14 protein-coding genes and 2 tRNA genes are annotated in these 15819 nt (G+C 50.7%); 11 read left to right on the forward strand and 5 right to left on the reverse strand.

What is annotated here, in order from left to right; genetic code table 11:
• Positions 1-34: 34 nt before the first annotated feature.
• From NR177_RS05950 to agp, 3 genes are all read left to right on the forward strand, one after another.
• A tRNA-Ser gene (locus tag NR177_RS05950) sits at positions 35-122 on the forward strand.
• Between the two features lie 74 nt (positions 123-196).
• A tRNA-Ser gene (locus NR177_RS05955) sits at positions 197-284 on the forward strand.
• 264 nt (positions 285-548) lie between these two features.
• Positions 549-2207: a bifunctional glucose-1-phosphatase/inositol phosphatase gene (gene agp, locus NR177_RS05960; RefSeq protein WP_256852463.1), complete on the forward strand. Its 1659-nt coding sequence runs from the start codon at positions 549-551 to the stop codon at positions 2205-2207.
• 64 nt (positions 2208-2271) lie between these two features.
• On the opposite strand, the gene NR177_RS05965 is transcribed toward agp, so the two are convergent.
• From NR177_RS05965 to wrbA, 3 genes are read right to left on the reverse strand one after another with little or no spacing between them, the layout of a single operon-like run.
• Positions 2272-3645, reverse strand: coding sequence for an NAD-dependent succinate-semialdehyde dehydrogenase (locus tag NR177_RS05965; protein WP_109717259.1), 1374 nt, complete (start codon positions 3643-3645; stop codon positions 2272-2274).
• A 56-nt stretch (positions 3646-3701) separates the two neighbouring features.
• Entirely contained in the window at positions 3702-3932 is a 231-nt protein-coding gene (locus tag NR177_RS05970) for a YccJ family protein (protein ID WP_063878999.1), read from the reverse strand.
• 11 nt (positions 3933-3943) lie between these two features.
• Positions 3944-4552, reverse strand: coding sequence for an NAD(P)H:quinone oxidoreductase (wrbA, locus tag NR177_RS05975; RefSeq protein WP_256852464.1), 609 nt, complete (start codon positions 4550-4552; stop codon positions 3944-3946).
• Between the two features lie 526 nt (positions 4553-5078).
• Here wrbA and NR177_RS05980 point away from each other — a divergent pair.
• The 3 genes from NR177_RS05980 (at position 5079) to NR177_RS05990 (ending at position 7849) form a co-directional block, all read left to right on the forward strand.
• Positions 5079-5993 carry a DMT family transporter gene (locus tag NR177_RS05980; protein WP_256852465.1) on the forward strand — a complete coding sequence of 305 codons (915 nt, stop codon included), beginning with the start codon at positions 5079-5081 and terminating at the stop codon, positions 5991-5993.
• 198 nt (positions 5994-6191) lie between these two features.
• Positions 6192-6827 carry an HTH-type transcriptional regulator RutR gene (rutR, locus tag NR177_RS05985; protein WP_256852466.1) on the forward strand — a complete coding sequence of 212 codons (636 nt, stop codon included), beginning with the start codon at positions 6192-6194 and terminating at the stop codon, positions 6825-6827.
• 47 nt (positions 6828-6874) lie between these two features.
• Positions 6875-7849 carry a metal-dependent hydrolase gene (locus NR177_RS05990; protein ID WP_256852467.1) on the forward strand — a complete coding sequence of 325 codons (975 nt, stop codon included), beginning with the start codon at positions 6875-6877 and terminating at the stop codon, positions 7847-7849.
• 43 nt (positions 7850-7892) lie between these two features.
• Here NR177_RS05990 and cycA read toward each other — a convergent pair whose 3' ends face one another.
• A complete protein-coding gene (gene cycA / locus NR177_RS05995; RefSeq protein ID WP_063879004.1) occupies positions 7893-9284 on the reverse strand; it encodes a D-serine/D-alanine/glycine transporter in 1392 nt (463 codons plus the stop codon).
• 281 nt (positions 9285-9565) lie between these two features.
• On the opposite strand from cycA, the gene NR177_RS06000 reads away from it, so the two are divergent.
• From NR177_RS06000 to NR177_RS06010, 3 genes are all read left to right on the forward strand, one after another.
• The gene (locus NR177_RS06000) at positions 9566-10261 is read left to right on the forward strand and encodes an extensin family protein (protein ID WP_145395160.1); all 696 of its coding nucleotides are present in this window, start codon (positions 9566-9568) and stop codon (positions 10259-10261) included.
• A 922-nt stretch (positions 10262-11183) separates the two neighbouring features.
• Positions 11184-11906 carry a transcriptional regulator SdiA gene (gene sdiA / locus NR177_RS06005; RefSeq protein WP_145395161.1) on the forward strand — a complete coding sequence of 241 codons (723 nt, stop codon included), beginning with the start codon at positions 11184-11186 and terminating at the stop codon, positions 11904-11906.
• 122 nt (positions 11907-12028) lie between these two features.
• On the forward strand, positions 12029-12640 hold the full coding sequence (locus NR177_RS06010; RefSeq protein WP_063879007.1) for an acyl-homoserine-lactone synthase: 612 nt from the start codon (positions 12029-12031) through the stop codon (positions 12638-12640).
• Positions 12641-12673: 33 nt separating this feature from the next.
• Here the strand turns inward: NR177_RS06010 and NR177_RS06015 are convergent, their stop codons facing one another.
• Positions 12674-12898, reverse strand: a complete 225-nt coding sequence (locus tag NR177_RS06015; RefSeq protein WP_013025302.1) for a DUF2594 family protein — start codon at positions 12896-12898, stop codon at positions 12674-12676.
• A 430-nt stretch (positions 12899-13328) separates the two neighbouring features.
• On the opposite strand from NR177_RS06015, the gene uvrY reads away from it, so the two are divergent.
• Together uvrY and uvrC are read left to right on the forward strand one after the other, a co-directional pair.
• Positions 13329-13988, forward strand: a complete 660-nt coding sequence (gene uvrY, locus NR177_RS06020) for a UvrY/SirA/GacA family response regulator transcription factor (protein ID WP_063879008.1) — start codon at positions 13329-13331, stop codon at positions 13986-13988.
• Positions 13981-15813, forward strand: a complete 1833-nt coding sequence (gene uvrC / locus NR177_RS06025; RefSeq protein ID WP_109717265.1) for an excinuclease ABC subunit UvrC — start codon at positions 13981-13983, stop codon at positions 15811-15813. Before uvrY ends, uvrC begins: the two co-directional genes overlap by 8 nt.
• The last annotated feature ends 6 nt before the right edge of the window (positions 15814-15819 follow it).

Genomic DNA, 15819 nt, shown 5'->3' on the forward strand with positions numbered 1-15819 from the left:
CTCCATAGGGGATGTTTATAGTGCGCGTCATTGCGGAGGGGTGGCCGAGCGGCTTAAGGCAGCGGTCTTGAAAACCGCCGATGGGAAACCATCCGAGAGTTCGAATCTCTCCTCCTCCGCCACTTCATTGACCAGTCAGGCATGAAGCGGCAAGACAGAGTAATAGCATCTTGCCTTTGCAGTAGTGTTACAATCCGGAGGGATGGCCGAGCGGCTTAAGGCAGCGGTCTTGAAAACCGCCGATGGGAAACCATCCGAGAGTTCGAATCTCTCTTCCTCCGCCACATTTTACAGGCCAGCACAGCGTGCTGGCCTGCTTCGTTTTTATTCCTTCCTCCCCACCTGTTATTAATTATCTCTTCGTTTTCAGCAAACTGTACGGTTTTGAACGGCGTCCAGCATCTCTGCTATAGTCCATTAATTGTTTTTACTGTTGCCTGGCGCTTTTCGGGGGCAAGCTGAGTTACACTATTCGCCACGTCGCTCTGATGCGTGCTAATCGGTTGATAGCCAGAGTGTTTTTTTACTGAATGAATGGAATAGGCACAATGATCAAGAAACTGAGTCTTTGCGCATTGTCGGTACTTGCTGCATTACCGATTGGGACGCTGGCACACGCCGCTGACAACGATATGCAGTTACAACAGGTGCTGATGTTCAGCCGCCATAACCTGCGTGCACCGCTTGCGGATAACGGCAGCGTGCTGGCACAGTCCACGAAAAAAAGTTGGCCGGAATGGGATGTTCCGGGTGGACAACTGACCACGAAAGGCGGTGTGCTGGAAGTGTATATGGGTAATTATACGCGTCAGTGGCTTGCGCAGCAGGGACTGGTTAAGAACGGCGTCTGCCCGGACAGCAACAGCGTCTTTGTTTATGCAAACAGTCTGCAGCGCACTGTGGCGACGGCGCAGTTCTTTGTGAATGGTGCTTTCCCAGGTTGTGATATTGCTGTTACCCATCAGGATGAAATGGGTAGCATGGACCCGGTATTTAATCCGGTTATCACTGAGGGTAATGAAGAATTCATCAAAAAAGCGCTGGCGGGCATGACCGCAGCCAATGAAAAACTGTCACTGAAACCCGCTTTCCAGCGTCTTGAGAAGATTGTTGATTACAAATCGTCTCCCGCCTGTAACAACAAAAAGCAGTGCGATTTGAGTACGGGTCAGAACACATTTATCGCGGAAAACGGCAAAGAGCCTGGCGTCAACGGGCCACTTAAAGTGGGCAATTCACTCATGGATGCCTTTACGCTGCAATATTACGAAGGCTTCCCGCTGGATCAGGTTGCCTGGGGACAAATCAAAACGCCTGAACAGTGGCAGGCGCTTTCAGCCATTAAAAATGGCTATCAGGACGTGCTGTTCACCACGCCTGATGTAGCACGCGATGTCGCTGCGCCGCTGGTGGACTACATTCGCAGCCAGCTTATCGATCAGGAAAAGTCAGACTCGCCAAAAGTCACGCTGATGGTTGGGCATGATTCTAACATTGCGTCACTGCTGAGTGCGTTACAGGTTAAGCCTTATGAATTACCTGATACCTACGAAAAAACGCCGATCGGCGGGCAGGTGGTGTTTGAGCGTTGGCACGATGCGAAAAACAACAAAGATTTGCTGAAAATCGAATACGTTTATCAAACAGCCGATCAACTGCGCGATGCAGAAGTACTGAGCCTGAAGAAGCCACCTAAGCGCGTGACGCTGCAACTGGCAGGTTGCCAGACAGACGCTAACGGTTACTGCAGTTGGGATCAGTTTGCCCAGGTATTAAACAGCTCGCTTCAGGGCACAGCACTGCAGCCTGCGGCGCCGGAACAGCCCGCTGCAGCGGCGAAACCTGACGATGTCAAAGCGGCAACCGATAGTGCCGCAGCGCAAAAGGCGGAGGCTGACAAGGCCGCTGCCGATAAAGCGGCTGATGAAAAGGCCAAAGCGGATAAAGCCGCTGCTGACAAAGCCACTGCTCAAAAAGCAGCCGATGATAAGGCTAATGCTGACAAGGCGGCGGCAGAGAAGGCCGCTGCTCAGAAGGCGGCTGACGAAAAAGCCAGGGCAGATAAGGCGGCAGCGCAGAAAGCGGCTGATGATAAGGCTAAGGCTGACAGTGCTGCACCACAGGCGGGAAGCAATAATGCCACCGCCAATACTGCGCCAGCCAAAACTGAAAATGGTGATGCGAAGCAACCTGCGGCAGCGAACTGATCCTGTTCAGCACCTGAAAATAAAAAACCCCGTCAAGACGGGGTTTTTTATGGCAACGCTATGCTCAGCCTGCAACCACAACCAGCTTTTGGTTAGCAAACTCTTTAATGCCAAGGTCGGAAAGTTCGCGTCCATAACCGGAACGTTTTACTCCGCCGAACGGAAGCTCAGCGGACGTGTCGCTTTGCGAATTAATAAACACCATGCCTGTTTCAATGGCGGAGGCCAGCTTACGACCGCGGGCAATATCCTGGGTCCACACCGAACCGCCTAAGCCGTAATGCGAATCGTTGGCCAGCGCGACCGCTTCAGCATCGTTAGCCACCACGTACATTTGCGCGACGGGGCCAAAAAATTCCTCGAAGTACGCCGGGTTATCGCGCGTAATGTTGGTCAATACAGTCGGCTGGTAGAAACAACCTACACCCGCCACGGCTTTGCCGCCGGTAATCAGCCGCGCGCCATTCGCCACCGCTTCATCAACCTGTTTTACCAGACGATCGCGTGCATCCGCGGAGGAAAGGGGGCCGAGGGTCGTTTTCTCATCCAGTGGATCGCCCAGGGTTGCTGCATTCAGCGCCGCGCTGAACTTATCAATAAAGGTGTCCGCAATTTTCTCATTGAGGATAAAGCGTTTAGCGGCAGTACAAACCTGACCGCAGTTGCTCAGTCGCGCCTGTACGCCCTGACGCACCGCCTCATCAAGATCGGCATCTTCGGTCACAACGAAAACATCATTGCCACCCAGCTCAAGCGTCGATTTTTTCAGATGTTTGCCTGCCTGCTCTGCAACAGCACTCCCGGCACGTTCGGAACCCGTAAGCGCCACGCCCTGAACACGGTCATCGGCAATGAGTTCTGCCACCTGATCGGTTGAGATAAACAGATTAGTCCAGGCCCCTTCGGGCGCACCTGCTTCCCTGACCAGTTTTTCAAACACGTCAGCACAATGCGGAACAATGTTGGCATGCTTAGCCAGGACAGGGTTTCCCAGCGCCAGGTTAGGTGCCAGTACGCGCATTAACTGATAATACGGGAAGTTCCAGGGTTCAACGGCCACCAGAACACCGATAGGGTGATATTCAACCCAGGCTTCCCCGAGTTCACTGTTATAAGGCTGTGGCTTAAGAATGCGTTCAGCATTCTCGGCATAGTAACGGGCAATCTGAGAACAAATTTGTACTTCACCGCGGCTCTGGCCAATCAGTTTGCCCATTTCTTTACTGGCGATGCTTGCCAGTTCTTCCGCTCGGTCATCAATCAGGTCAGCCAGTTTTTTCAGCACCTGGAGGCGTGGCTGAATATCGCCTTTGCTCCAGTCTGAGTGGTACAGGTGATCGGCCGTTTCCAGCGCATGGCTAACTGCCGCGCTGTCGTGGGAAGGCCAGCTTTTCATTAACTGGTTGTTAGCAGGGTTGATGCTTTGATAGGAAGACATGCAGCTCTCCTTGGTCAGCGAGTAAAAAAAGCATGGCGGGATAACCCGCCACACTGTCAGACGTTTTTGCGTTCTACGGGTTTGTCGTCCCAGGTAAGGACATCCGCATCGGTTTTTTCAAATGCGCGGATTAAAACATCGTCACTGCCTTGTTGACGCCAGATTTCTTCAGCAAGGCGCTCGTCATAGTTTGCGACTTCAAAAATGGCCTCGGCAATTTCTGGCGAGGTGTGGCGCAAGCTGGCCCATTCGCCAACATGATGTGCTTTTGCCTGACTATTCGACATAGCGATCTCCTTTAGGAAGATGAGTCCTTAAGTTTTGTTGCCAGCCCGGCAACGTGTTCGCCCTGAAAACGAGCAATGATCAATTCTTCTTCCGAAGGCTGACGCGAACCATCTCCGCCCGCCAGCGTGGTGGCACCATAAGGTGTTCCGCCACGGACTTGCGAAATATCGAACATCTCTTTGGTGCCATAACCGATGGGAACGATGACCATGCCGTGATGGGCGAGGGTGGTCCAGACAGAGGTAATGGTTTGTTCCTGTCCGCCGCCTGTACCAGTGGAGGCAAATACGCTGGCGATTTTGCCGTAGAGCGCTCCGGATGCCCACAGGCCACCGGTGCGGTCCCAGAAGGTGCGCATCTGACCAGACATGTTACCGAAGCGGGTAGGCGTACCGACAATAATGGCGTCGTATTGCGGCAGTATCTCTGGCGTGGCCTCAAGCGCAGATTGCTGCGTTTTGCCGCCGACCTCTGCAAAGCGCTCGGCGTCCATGGTTTCGGGAATGCGCATAAGGTCTACCTGCGCACCCGGTACCTTGCGGGCACCTTCGGCCACGGCGTTAGCCATGGTTTCAACGTGTCCATACATTGAATAGTAAAGCACCAGAATCTTAGCCATTGATCTCTCCGGGGGGTTATTCAACACACCCAAAAGTATAGAAGAGCTTTGAGCAACTGCTGGAGAGCCGCAAGCGTAACGGTTTAAAAAACGCTGAAAATGGGCTTTTGGTGGGGTTATTGTTCTATTTCCAGGGCGATTCTTAGTGATAACTCTGTTTCTAAATGTAACTTCCCGGCTAAAGAATCACTATTTTGGTTGTTATTTAGCCATTTTGACGCTTGTGGTATACGTTTTATGACGCTATCTGTGGGTAACACTCATTAGTCAGGTATCTGACAGCCCTGGCGAACCCGGCTACGTAACAGCACATGCTGAGCGAGCGATAGTAGTCAGATGCTGGCCCGCACTGGCATGTCGAAATCCATCACCGCGCTCGCCCCGCAGGAACAGAGCCTGTCACAACCTAATGCAACAGGTTGATTCGCCGTTTGCTGGCCTTCATTCATAGCCCGATGGCGGATGAGATTGCATTACCTGGCATCACTTACCACAATAGCGCCTGAATCAACCAGGCAGGTGAACTATGTCGGATACGACGCGCAGACTGACTCTGCGCATAACGCGTCAGGAATGGGTACTTATTTTCATCACGGTTATCTGGGGCGGGACTTTTTTAGTGGTGCATCGGGCGATGCAGCATTCCGGCCCCTTTTTCTTTGTCGGGCTGCGTTTTGCCACGGCAGCGGTATTACTGGCGCTCTTTTTTCGCCGTCATCTCACCGCCATGAGCGGAAGCGAAATCAAGGCGGGGACGCTTATCGGCCTGACCATCGCCGGTGGTTACGGTTTACAGACCTGGGGAATGCAGACCATTTCCAGCAGCCAGTCAGCCTTTCTTACTGCGTTGTACGTTCCGGTTGTGCCGCTCCTGCAGTGGTTGTTCCTGCGTCGACCACCCCGGTTAATGGCGTGGTTAGGTATTTTACTGGCATTTTGCGGTTTAATACTGGTCGCGGGACCGCAGGATGGACGCGTTTCGCTGAATCAGGGCGAGATTGCCACGCTGCTCAGTACGCTGGCGATCGCGGGCGAAATTATCCTTATCAGCCGCTTTGCCGGGCATGTTGATGTTCGTCGTGTGACCTTTGTTCAACTCACGGTCGCTTCACTGTGTGCCTTCTGCTTTATGCTTCCCAATGGAGAAACGTTGCCAGCACTGTCGACACCGTTATTACTCAGTGCGATCGGCCTGGGCGCGGCCAGTGCACTGATACAGGTGACGATGAACTGGGCACAACGTAGCGTGTCGCCCACGCGGGCGACGGTGATTTATGCCGGAGAACCGGTATGGGCGGGCGTCGTTGGGCGCATCGCGGGAGAACGTTTACCCGCCACGGCGATACTCGGCGCGGCCTTTATCGTATGCGGCGTAATAATGAGTGAACTGCGTTTAAAACGCCGTAAAGCGTTCCCCCCTTCCTCCGCGCGGGATGATTGAAGGCGACGAAGGGCGGTGCGCAAACCGCCTGAACCAATGCACCTTCTGCTACAAGAGCCGCAGAGGCCGGGATTCGCTCGGTGCTCGCTCTCTTAGCGTTACCGCCCTGTGCTAACGCTCAGGGAAGTGTACCGCCACAAGTGGCATAAAATCAGTGCGTTGCTATGATGCGTACAGTTAACGTGAAGGGAAAAGCCTATGAAAAAGGAAACATCAGTGCCCACGCGCCGCGCAGTGGCTGTTGCAGCCAAACGGGCGGCTATTTTGGATGCCGCACTGAGCTTTTTTTCCCAGTTTGGCATTCATGGTACGCGGCTGGAAAAAGTGGCTGAACATGTCGGCGTCTCCAAAACGAATCTGCTGTATTACTATCCCTCGAAAGAAGCGCTCTATATCGCCGTGTTAAAAGAGATCCTGGATGTCTGGCTGGCACCTCTGCGCGCACTCAGTCACGATCAGGAACCTCTAAGAGCCATTCGTCATTATATTCGTCTGAAACTGGAAGTGTCCCGCGATCATCCCCAGGCATCAAGGCTGTTTTGCCTCGAAATGCTTCAGGGCGCACCCTTGCTAAAAGGTGAGCTGGCAGGGGATTTAAAAAAGCTGATGGACGATAAAACAGCGATCATACAGCGCTGGATAGCCGAAGGCCGGCTGGCGGGTATTCAGCCTCAACACCTGATTTTTATGCTGTGGGCAACCACACAGCACTATGCTGATTTTGCCAGCCAGGTCGAAGCCATCACGGGAAGCAAGCTCAGCAATCCCCTGTTTTTCGAAGAGACGGTGGAGAACGTTCAGCGCATTATTATTGAAGGTATTCGGGTGCGCTAAGAGAACGCGGCCATACTGAATACAGGAACAAACAACGGAGTGGCCTGATGGATTCTGTTTCACAATGCGTACTGGGCGCATCAGTCACCATGGCGGTGATGGGACGCCGCGTTCCGGCCTGGCAGGCAGCCCTTGTTGGAGCGATAGCGGGAACATTGCCCGATCTGGATGTCTTTATCGATCACGGTGATGCCATCAGCAATATGACGCTGCACCGCACTGAAAGTCACGCGCTGCTTTATCTGACGCTGATTTCCCCGTTACTGGCCTGGCTGGTCGCGCGGCTTTGCCGTGCAGGAGCGACATGGATAACCTGGTGGCCTGCTGTCTGGCTGGCGCTTATTACCCATCCTCTTCTCGACCTGATGACGGTGTACGGCACCCAGCTTGGACTGCCGCTTACCGATCATCCTTACGCCATTGGCAGCATCTATATCGTCGATCCGCTGTATACCTTACCGCTGATCGTGGGGTTATGTGTGGCGTTATGGCGGCGAAGCGATCGGGGATTACGCTGGAACTGCGCAGGTCTGGCGCTCAGTTCGGCCTATCTGGTCTGGAGTGTTGTGATTCAGCAGGTCGCAGACGGCCAAATCAAACAGTCGCTTCAACAGCAGGGCATTGCGACGAATAAGGTGCTGGTAACGCCAACGGCCTTAAATACGGTTGTCTGGCGTAGCGTGATTATCACGCCGGACCGTTATGGCGAGGCTTACTGGTCTTTGCTGTCGCCCGGTCGCCCTGTAAAGGTCACATGGCGGCCACGTCATCCTGCGTTATTTTCATCATTTAAAGGTAACGCGTTTGCAGAACGTATCGCCTGGTTTAGTCACGGCTTTTATGCCATGGGCGAGCATGATGGGCAGGTTACTATCGCCGATTTGCGGATGGGTGAAGATAACCGCTACACCTTCACGTTCGGTTTGGGCACGGCGCAACAACCGGATGCTCATCCGCAACGCCTGCCGACCACTGAACGCGCGTTAAAACGCAGTCTCAGTCATATCGCTGACCAGCTATAAAAAAAGCCCGACACGTGTCGGGCTTTTGCGTTTTTAACGGCGCTTAACGGTGTTTGCGTCGGCGCAGTTGCCAGCCCACGGCCAGCAAGATAAACCACAATGGCGTCACCATTAATGCCTGGCGAGTATCGTCCTGTAGCGTCAGCAAGACCAGGATGAACACGAAGAATGCCATGCAAACCCAGCACATGAATTTACCTAACGGCATTTTAAAGTTCGAGGCCGCATGGCGTTCCGGGAATTTTTTGCGATAGGCCAGATAGCTGCACAGGATAATGGTCCAGACGAACATAAACAGAATGGCGGAAACCGTTGTGACCAGGGTAAATACCGTCATCACATTGGGGATCAGATAAATCAGCGCCACGCCGCACAGCAAACAGAAGCAAGAAAAAAACAGGCCCGTCGTAGGGACGGCGCGTGCAGATAAACGTCCAAAAGCACGGCTGGCCACGCCCTGTTGTGACAGGCCGTACAGCATGCGGCTGGTTGAGAAAATCCCGCTGTTGGCGGATGAGGCGGCGGATGTTAATACCACAAAGTTAACGATGCTGGCGGCAGCGGGCAGACCAATCAGGACAAACATTTCCACAAAGGGACTGCGATCGGCCATCACCTCTGTCCATGGCGTGACCGACATAATCACCATCAGGGCCAGAACATAAAACATGATGACGCGTAGCGGGATGGCGTTAATCGCACGCGGTAAAACCTTGTGCGGGTCGTGTGTTTCAGCCGCAGCCGTACCGACCAGTTCAATGCCGACAAAGGCAAAGACCGCAATCTGGAAACCGGCAAAGAATCCGCTGAGTCCTTTAGGGAACATACCACCATGATCCCAGATATTACTCAGGGATGCAGTGCCGCCACCTGGCGAAGGGTAGTGCATGGAAACCAATACAATTCCGGTAATGATCAACGCGACGATGGCCACAATTTTGATAATGGCGAACCAGAATTCCATCTCACCAAACATTTTCACCGTGGCAATGTTCAACGCCAGGAAGACAAACACGCACAGCAGCGCACTCATCCAGATTGAAAAGCCGGGGAACCAGAGCTGGAAATAAGCACTGATCGCCACCACATCGGCTATTCCGGTGACTACCCAGCAGAACCAGTATGTCCAGCCAGTAAAGTATCCCGCCCACGGCCCAAGTAAGTCAGCTGCAAAGTCGCTGAAAGATTTGTATTCCAGATTCGACAGCAGTAATTCGCCCATCGCGCGCATGACAAAAAACAGCATAAAGCCAATGATCATATAGACGAAGATGATCGAGGGGCCGGCCAGGCTAATGGTTTTACCCGAGCCCATAAACAGACCCGTTCCGATAGCGCCACCGATAGCAATGAGCTGGATATGCCGGTTATGCAGATTACGCCGCAAGGTGTCTGAGCCTTGAGGGCTCTGCGAGTGATTAGATTGATCAACCATGAAATTGTCTTTCCTGTCTTGATGTTGTGTCAGCTCTGATGGCTGTTGAGGATGACTGCCTGAAATAATTTGGCATAAGATAGAGGAAGTAGGAATGAAAACGGTAATGATTTTTTAACAATATCAGACAACATTCTCATCAAAGCGGCATTTTTGCCTTATGCAGGCGTTTTTTACGTCAGATTAGGTAATCTTTCATCACCTTGTGTCATCGGCAGGGCAGACAAGGCAGCGCGCTTCTACACTTGCTCATTATTCTTCGTTTCGCCATCAGAGGCACTATGCGCACGCTTGTCCTGCTTTTCGTATTGATCGGGCTAGGGTGGATGAGTCTGCCCTGGTTGAAACAGCATTTACCCGCACAGTTTAATCCGTTTACGCCCCTTTCGGTGACCGACGCACCTGGCTGGATGACGCGCCTGAAATTAAAGCGGCTGCAAAATGATCCAGCAGCCTGTCTGGACGTGATGCGTCGCGCAGAGCAGTCGGGATTCGTTAACTTTCGTCAACCTCCGCTCATTACAGGCCGGTGCCCGCTTGAGCATCCGCTCCGGGTGCAAAAGTTTGGCACCGTTTCTCTCAACAGCAGTTTTCTGGCCAGTTGTCCGATGGCCGTTGCAGCGACTATGTATGTCGTTCACAGCAGTCAGCAGATTCTGCAGCAATCGGGCAGCAAGCTGGCGGGTATTGAGCATGTTGGCAGCTATGCGTGTCGCAATGTCTATCATCGTACTCAGGGAAGATTAAGTGAACATGCCAGCGCTGATGCCTGGGATATCACTGCCTATCGACTGACCAATGGTCAACGGCTGGTGGTGAGTAAAAACTGGCAGCAACCCGCAGATAAAGCCTTATTGCTTCATGGATTATGGCGGTCTGGTTGTGACTTTTTTGGCAATGCGCTTGGGCCAGATTATAATACGGCTCATGCCACACACTTTCATTTAGGCATGCGCGGAGCGGGTTTCTGCAGATAGTGTGCTGACGAATGCCGATGCTAATTGCTGATTTTTTATTTTTAATAAAATGCATTATCTCTTTTTTCGGATGAAATCGTTAATGATTATATTGATTTCTTTTTCTTATATTTAAAAATATACTTTCCGTCGCGGCTTTTTTGTGTGTTACGGTCGTGCTGTGATATTGATGAAGATGAAAAAGCGTCACAGTGGTGACTTGTTAGTTGTGATTAACAATTACAGCTTTTCCTGATGATTGATATCTTCTTTTTTCTTTAAGATAATCGCTGCCAGCGTGGATTTCATATGACAATAATAATAGGCTATTATTTCAATAAAATATCCTTTCTGTTAAAGCTGCACGTTAGGTTATAAACACAATGAGAGTCTGACAGGCTTATTAATGTTATCGGGCATTCTGCCTTCCCCTAATGTAAGGCTTCCCACTAAAACCCTGACCCGTAGCATCGCCAGCAGGTTTTTTTGCGCGCCGGTGAATAGTTTTTAGCCAGCCTCTTCTTGTCTCAGTACAGTAAAAAACAGCGCTCTGGGTTTGGCTGTTATTTGGGGCAATACCACGTTTTGGGCTTGAGTGAAAACTGTCCTCAGTCAGGCTGATGCGGAAAATGTGTACATGCATTTGCGCCGATGTCATAGCGCCCTCAGGACGGATAATAAGTTGCGGATCGTAACTTATTGAGTATTATTTCTTAACAGGCGCCGTGTTAAAAGATTGAAAAAATATAAGAAAAATCTTATTATTTGGTCTGTTGCGAGCCACTCAAATCGCCTGAGGCATTCCTCTACACTCTGTTTTCACCTTTTTGCCTGTAAAATGACCTAAAGAGTGTATGAAAATAAAGCTTTTTATGATGCCATGACACAGGGTAAATTATTTTTGATGAAAAAATATCAAGCATGCAGTGGGATTTGAGGCAATATGACAAGTGAAGATTATTTTTCCTGGCGGGCTGAAACTGAAAATAAATTTCAGGCATTAGCCACGACCCAAGAATTAAAGGGGCTTTTGCAGGATTATATCCAGTCACTGGGTTTTGATTTTTTCGCTTTTTTCATCCAGCACCGCGTCCCCTTTACCCGGCCACGCGTTTATTTGCACGATACTTATCCTAAATTATGGATTAAACGTTATAAAGAACAGAATTATTATGCCATCGATCCCGTGCTACAGCTTTGTCAGCGCTCAGGAAGAGGGGTCGAATGGACGGCGGAACTGTTTAGTTGCGCAAAAGAAATGTGGCAGGATGCATGTGATTTTGGGCTCCTGAGCGGATTTTCGTGTTCTGCAATGGCATCAAATCGAGCCGTTGGTATATTATCTATAGGATCAAAGCGTCCCTTTATTACTGACTGTCGGCGAGTTGAGCTCGAGGCCAGGCTGCATTTTTTGGCTGAACAAAGCTTATACTTGCTCGAACGCCTGAATGATGAAGCGTTGATGGTTCAGGGAAATGATTTTAGTCAGCGTGAGCTGGAAATTTTGAAATGGACTGCTGAAGGAAAAACCTCACAAGAAATTTCACTTATTTTGTCGATTTCTGAGCACACCGTAAATTTTTACCAAAAAAATATGAAAAAACGTTTTAATGTTTCTAATAAAACTCAAATTGCCTGCTACGCCGCAGCAATTGGACTGATTTAAATGAAAAGCAACTGCCAACTTTAGTAGTTCCCTCGTTGAGGTCACTTGTCTACCCTGCGCTGATGCGTTCTTGGGCAGACGCAAAGAAATCATTGCAAACATGGGGATGTCAGAGGCGCATGATGAAAATAGTTCAAACGCAATTAAAGGATATGCCATCCTCCTTGCTTGCCGAGCTTGGCAGTTACCGTTACAGCGTGTTTGCACGGGGTGAAGGTTGGTCGATTCCACCGCGTCTGAGCACGCCTGGTCAAGAGTATGATCGTTTTGATCGCTCTGATGTAACCTGGTTGATTGCATGGAGTGTGCGTAGTGGCATCAGTGGCTGTGCGCGGTTGATGCCCTGGACTGAACCCGAGCAAACCGAGGGTATCGTATTACCCTTTAATCATGAAAAGGTATGGGAGATGTCGCGTTTCTCGGCGCGTCTGGAAGTGGACCCTGAGTTGCCGCTTAATATTCTCTGGCATGCCGTTCAGCTTGCAGAGCTTAACGGTATTGAATTTATTATCAGTTCGGCCACGCCAATGCTGGAAAAAATGTTCGAACAGCATCAGGTCGTGTATCAGCCATTAACGCCGGGTCTGATTCAGTCTGAGGACAACCTTTTTGCCATTCGTATTCCGGTCACTCAGCCGGCACTGGCAGAAAAATATCGCGGTACACGACGATTCAGCCCGGAAGAGGTGCTTCCTTCTCTCGGCGTATCGGTTAACTGGCATCCGCATGGTTAGATGTGTGCCCCCGGATACGGGGGCAGCTTAGCGTTACTGGCGATAGGCGGCTTTGATCTGTTTGATGGTGTTGCTAAACACTTCTGCCTGCGGCATGTCACCTAAGGTTTTAACGTAGCGTTCCATATTTATAATCACTTTACCGGCATCTGCCTGGCCCATTCCTTTTAGAATCAATGTGATCATCATCTTCAGGCAAGCCACTTCATCGGATAATTTTTGCGTTTCCTGCGAGGTAGCGAAATCTTCATCGCTCATGAATGTCTCCTTGGTGGTTAACGTCGTCTTTTCAATCTGTACGCCTAGCAATCCGAGAGTATATCACAGGGGATACAGCTTGCTGAGCGCATCACAAAACGAAGGATGCCGCCTCCGTTTTGTTCAGGTAAATTAATAAATAACGGACGGGAATAGTTGAGGGTGATGGCGCTGAGTTTTGTGAAAAAAAGTGCTGTTTGAATCAATTATATATGTTTTAACTTATTGAAAATGAATATTTTTTAAATTTTTAATCTTGTCAGCCGTTTTTTCATCGCTGTGAGCCGATCACCCGCCATATGAGTTGATATAAATCATTGAATACTTTCCTTACATCACCTTGTATATGGGCTTTTAATGCAAAAACGGGTATGATTGCCGCTTGCAATCGTTAAATGCTACCTCTTAATTAGCTGCGGAGTGCTTCGCGTTGATCACTGTCCTTCTTGTCGATGACCATGAACTGGTACGTGCCGGTATCCGCCGTATTTTGGAAGATATTAAAGGTCTGGTGATTGCTGGAGAAGCCTGTTGTGGCGAAGATGCCGTTAAATGGTGTCGTGCCAACCAGGTCGATGTCATTTTAATGGATATGAATATGCCCGGTATCGGTGGGCTGGAAGCCACGCGTAAAATCGTGCGCTACAATCCCGATATCAAAATTATCATGCTCACCATCCATACTGAAAATCCGCTGCCTGCGAAAGTGATGCAGGCGGGTGCTGCGGGCTATCTGAGTAAAGGCGCCGCTCCGCAGGAAGTGGTGAACGCAATTCGCTCGGTCAAAGCAGGCCAGCGCTATATTGCATCGGACATTGCTCAACAAATGGCACTTAGCCAGATTGAGCCGCAAAAAGCCGAATCTCCCTTTAGCTGTTTGTCGGAAAGGGAATTGCAGATTATGCTGATGATCACCAAGGGACAAAAGGTGACGGAAATTTCCGAGCAGCTTAATCTCAGTCCTAAAACCGTTAACAGTTACCGTTACCGGATGTTCAGTAAACTGAATATCAGTGGCGATGTAGAGTTAACGCATCTGGCCATCAGACATGGCCTGTATAATGCGGAGCCGTTAATCAGTAGTGAGTGACCTCTTTAATCCTAAAATTTTTCTGAGTACGGTCACCAGCGAGCCAGGTGTCTACCGGATGTATGATGCCTCCGGAACGGTTATCTATGTCGGCAAAGCCAAAGATCTGAAAAAGCGGCTTACGAGCTACTTTCGTACGAACGTAGGCAGCCGAAAAACCGAAGCGCTGGTGAGTAACATTCATCACATTGATGTCACCGTAACCCATACTGAAACCGAAGCGTTGTTGCTTGAGCACAATTACATCAAGCTCTATCAACCACGCTATAACGTTCTGTTGCGTGACGATAAATCCTATCCCTATATTTTTCTTAGCAGCGATGCCCATCCCCGTCTGGCTATGCACCGGGGCGCGAAACACGCAAAAGGGGAGTACTTCGGTCCTTTTCCTAATGGCTATGCCGTGCGTGAAACGCTGGCGTTGCTGCAAAAAGTCTTTCCGATTCGCCAATGCGAGAACAGCGTCTACCGCAACCGTACACGTCCCTGTCTGCAATACCAAATTGGTCGCTGCCTTGGGCCTTGTGTAGCCGGGCTGGTCAGCGAGGAAGAGTACGCACAGCAGACGGATTACGTGCGGCTGTTTCTGGCAGGCAAAGACGATCAGGTGCTGAATTTACTGGTCAGCCGCATGGAAGATGCCAGCAACGACCTACGGTTTGAAGAAGCGGCCCGTCTGCGTGACCAGATTCAGGCCGTCAGGCGCGTCACCGAGAAGCAGTTTGTGTCTAACCAGGGCGACGATCTGGATGTGATTGGCGTGGCCTATGACGCCGGGATGGCCTGTTTGCACGTGTTATTTATCCGTCAGGGTAAAGTGCTGGGTAGCCGAAGCTATTTTCCCAAGGTCCCTGCCGATACCGATCTGGCGGAAGTCGTGCAAACCTTTGTCGGGCAGTTTTATTTGCAGGGCAGTGAGATGCGCTCGTTGCCCAGCGAGATTTTGCTTGATTTCACCTTACCTGAGCGCGAACTGCTGTCCGAGTCATTGACGGAATTAGCCGGGCGTAGAGTGAATATTCAAAGTAAGCCTCGCGGTGACCGTGCTCGCTATCTCAAGCTGGCACGAACCAATGCCGGTTCGGCATTAAAAACGCGGCTGTCCCAGCACTCGACGATTCATCAGCGTCTGACGGCGTTAGCCGAGTTTCTGGAGCTGGATAAGATTAGCCGGATGGAGTGTTTTGATATTAGTCATACCATGGGAGAGCAGACCATCGCGTCCTGTGTCGTGTTTGATCAAAACGGCCCCCTGCGCGCCGACTATCGCCGCTACAACATTACCGGCATTACCCCCGGGGATGACTATGCCGCGATGAATCAGGTGCTGCGTCGTCGTTATGGAAAAGCTATCGAGGAGGACAAGATTCCCGATGTGATTCTCATTGACGGCGGAAAAGGTCAACTGGCCCAGGCAAAGCAGGTGTTTGCCGAACTGGACGTTTCCTGGGATAAAACACGTCCGATTTTACTGGGCGTGGCAAAAGGTAGCGATCGTAAAGCCGGACTTGAAACGTTATTTTTTGAGGCAGAAGGTGAGGGCGTTTCGCTGTCACCCGACGCACCAGCCCTGCACGTGATCCAGCATATTCGTGATGATGCTCACAATCATGCAATTTCGGGCCACCGCAAAAAACGAGCTAAAGTCAAAAACACCAGTGCACTGGAAAGCATTGAAGGTGTGGGTCCAAAACGACGTCAGCAGCTGCTCAAGTACATGGGAGGCCTGCAGCCACTGATGAATGCATCGGTGGAGGAGATCGCGAATGTACCGGGCATATCGCATGCCCTGGCAGAAAAAATCTACTACTCGTTGAAACACTAGCATTGA

The organism is Pantoea sp. Fr+CA_20, from assembly GCF_024520835.1.
Classification (GTDB): domain Bacteria; phylum Pseudomonadota; class Gammaproteobacteria; order Enterobacterales; family Enterobacteriaceae; genus Pantoea; species Pantoea allii.

Coding starts and splice junctions, on each gene's coding strand:
- agp (WP_256852463.1), top strand. CDS start 549: ATGATCAAGAAACTGAGTCTTTGCGCATTGTCGGTACTTGCTGCATTA.
- NR177_RS05965 (WP_109717259.1), bottom strand. CDS start 3,645: ATGTCTTCCTATCAAAGCATCAACCCTGCTAACAACCAGTTAATGAAA.
- NR177_RS05970 (WP_063878999.1), bottom strand. CDS start 3,932: ATGTCGAATAGTCAGGCAAAAGCACATCATGTTGGCGAATGGGCCAGC.
- wrbA (WP_256852464.1), bottom strand. CDS start 4,552: ATGGCTAAGATTCTGGTGCTTTACTATTCAATGTATGGACACGTTGAA.
- NR177_RS05980 (WP_256852465.1), top strand. CDS start 5,079: ATGTCGGATACGACGCGCAGACTGACTCTGCGCATAACGCGTCAGGAA.
- rutR (WP_256852466.1), top strand. CDS start 6,192: ATGAAAAAGGAAACATCAGTGCCCACGCGCCGCGCAGTGGCTGTTGCA.
- NR177_RS05990 (WP_256852467.1), top strand. CDS start 6,875: ATGGATTCTGTTTCACAATGCGTACTGGGCGCATCAGTCACCATGGCG.
- cycA (WP_063879004.1), bottom strand. CDS start 9,284: ATGGTTGATCAATCTAATCACTCGCAGAGCCCTCAAGGCTCAGACACC.
- NR177_RS06000 (WP_145395160.1), top strand. CDS start 9,566: ATGCGCACGCTTGTCCTGCTTTTCGTATTGATCGGGCTAGGGTGGATG.
- sdiA (WP_145395161.1), top strand. CDS start 11,184: ATGACAAGTGAAGATTATTTTTCCTGGCGGGCTGAAACTGAAAATAAA.
- NR177_RS06010 (WP_063879007.1), top strand. CDS start 12,029: ATGAAAATAGTTCAAACGCAATTAAAGGATATGCCATCCTCCTTGCTT.
- NR177_RS06015 (WP_013025302.1), bottom strand. CDS start 12,898: ATGAGCGATGAAGATTTCGCTACCTCGCAGGAAACGCAAAAATTATCC.